2 pseudogenes are annotated in these 1837 nt (G+C 47.5%); one reads left to right on the plus strand and one right to left on the minus strand.

Going from position 1 to position 1837, the window contains the following annotated elements:
• A pseudogene (locus tag EAE91_RS23310) lies at positions 1–1325 on the plus strand (calcium-binding protein); the annotation flags it as partial.
• 105 nt (positions 1326–1430) lie between these two features.
• On the opposite strand, the pseudogene EAE91_RS23315 reads toward EAE91_RS23310, so the two are convergent.
• Positions 1431–1669, minus strand: a pseudogene (locus EAE91_RS23315) (IS1634 family transposase); the annotation flags it as partial.
• Between the last annotated feature and the right edge of the window lie 168 nt (positions 1670–1837).

A 1837-nucleotide genomic window follows, 5' to 3' on the forward strand; every position in this document is an offset into this window, starting at 1 on the left:
TGCTCACTAGCGATGCTCAGGGTCAGATGAAATTTAGCTTGAATGGGACGATCTATAGTCATGACAGTGCGGCGTCAGACGTTTTTGTGGTGGCAGCCCAACCGGGTGTCAAGGACTACAAGAATGCATTACGTGGGTTCCGGCACGGCATTGATAAAATTGATTTGCGTCAAACCGGCGTCACTGATTTCAGCCAACTCACAATTGCTAAGAGTAATCGTGGCACGATCAACGGCCTGTCACAAATTCATGGCGTTGAAGTTATCTTTAATGGGGCCAGCGGTACTGATTCAAACGTGAAGTTACTGTATCTCGATACCCTGGATATTTCGCAGGTCGATGCGGCCGACTTCCTTTTTGCGGAGCCTACACCAGATTTGGTCCCAACGGTCAAGCCAGTGGTGACGCAATCTCTTGATAAACCGACGGTGACTTTCCCGGACGCATTAACGCCGATCACTATTCCTAAGCGGGAACCGATTAGTATCCCTCCTTTTGAACTACACCCAACGCCTAGCGTTCCGAAAATTAAGCCAGCAGTGGAACCTACACCGGTGACTACTGACCCTAATTCCATTACGGTCCAAAGAACCTTTGGCAAGGTTACTTTGGGGGACGAGAGCAAGACTGTCAATGTGAAAGCTGTAGGCGTCAAAATGGTTGCGGGTAACGGTGACAATACAGTCAATGTGGCAGAATCGATGTCAAATATTACGCTGGGTAATGGTAATAATGTCATTGTCGGCGATATCAACAAACTCACAGTCGGACATGGCAACAATAGTATCACTGATACAGGAGGAGGGGCGACAATGAAGGTGGGGGATGGTAATAACCATATAGTAACGAGTGGTACCATGTCGCGAGTGGAAGTTGGGAATGGTGATAACCATATCGTGACCAGTGGTACTATGTCGAAAGTGAAAGTCGGGGATGGTAATAACAATATTGTGACCAGTGGTACTATGTCGACGGTAGAAGTCGGACATGGGGACAACGATTTGGAATTTAGTGGTGATATGGGGGACTTGGTGTTCGGAAAGGATATTAGCCCTGAGCGTTTGTGGTTCCAGCATGAAGGGCAGGATCTGCAAATTTCGGTCATTGGCAGCAAGCAGGAGGTAACACTGCATAATTGGTATGCCAGTCCTTCCGAACGCCCCGGTAGCATCATGGCGGGTGACGGTCATCGGTTGACGGACCGTAATGTCGAAAATCTTGTCCAGGCGATGGCTGCCTTCGCGCCGCCGACACCTGCGACCACAATGCTCGGCGATGTCGAGCAACAGCGGCTGCAACCTGTGCTGGCAGCCAACTGGCACTGATCGGTAACAAGGCCCGCGATGGTTATCGCCGGTCTCATAAATCCGACATTCCGCACCCAATTCAGAACTCAACAACCACCGACTAAAGTCGGTGGTTTTAACTTTTCATATGGAAGAATAAAAAGACCCATACCATTGACCCCATATTTTCAACAGGTCACTTTGGTACGGTTGCATACCTGTATACCCTCCGATGCTCTTGAAATCCGAAGGTATTAACCCCTTCAAAGGTTAAAAATATCCAACGGGCGGTGGGCGATTGTGTCTGCCGGTTTTTTCAGATACATGGAAGAGGTCAGGAACTCCGGGCTTTTCAGAAACCGGAAGCCCCGTTCAACATTTTTAAATCAGGAATGAGGTGCGGAATGACGGATAGACTATTTTATGTAAAAAAATTTATATATTAATGATGTTGCCATATCTTCTCTGACATTTTTTTTGATCGTTATTTGTTCGGTTGTTGGATGGGCTTTTAAGCCCGACAATCAGATCATTAATGCCTTTAATGAGAT

The sequence above is a fragment of the Photorhabdus noenieputensis genome (assembly GCF_018448935.1).
In the GTDB taxonomy this organism is placed as follows: Bacteria; Pseudomonadota; Gammaproteobacteria; order Enterobacterales; family Enterobacteriaceae; genus Photorhabdus; species Photorhabdus noenieputensis.